This is a genomic window from Xanthobacter autotrophicus, from assembly GCF_029991245.1.
GTDB lineage: Bacteria > Pseudomonadota > Alphaproteobacteria > Rhizobiales > Xanthobacteraceae > Xanthobacter > Xanthobacter autotrophicus_C.
In genome coordinates this window covers 1-440 of record NZ_JAIVFO010000369.1, presented here as the reverse complement: position 1 = coordinate 440, position 440 = coordinate 1, and the positions used below count along the sequence as shown (strand labels likewise).

Below are 440 nucleotides of genomic sequence, written 5' to 3'. Positions count from 1 at the left end.
GGCCCATTCGAAGCGCATCTGCGAAACGGCGATCTGCCCGCGGAATGCCGCGTAGGCGACGGCCACGGCCAGGGTGAGGACGACGGCGTAGCGCGGAAGGAAGCGGCGCGCGAGCAGGTAGCTCAGCAGCATGAGCGCCACCAGGGGCAGCGCGGTCTGTGCGGCGGCGAAGGCCTGGATGCCGAACCGTGCGAGCACGCCGGCGAGCAGGGCCGAGGCGATTGCCGCGGGAATGCGGTGCATGGCCCGTTCGAACCAGCCGGTGGCCCCCCCCAGCGCGATCAGACAGGCGCAGACCATGAAGGCACCCACGGCCTCGCCCATGGAATAGCCACCCGCCAGGCCGGCGGAGGCGAGCACCGCGGCGCCGGGCGTGGACCATGCCACCATCACGGGCTGGCGAAGGATGAGCGACGGCACCAGGGAGCACAGCCCCATGC

General features: G+C 71.8%; 1 protein-coding gene. It reads right to left on the bottom strand.

The genetic code is table 11. The features are described 5' to 3' along the window. Window positions 1–440, bottom strand: a 440-nt coding sequence (locus K9U41_RS23260; RefSeq protein WP_282643202.1) for a benzoate/H(+) symporter BenE family transporter, incomplete at both ends; no start/stop codon positions are given.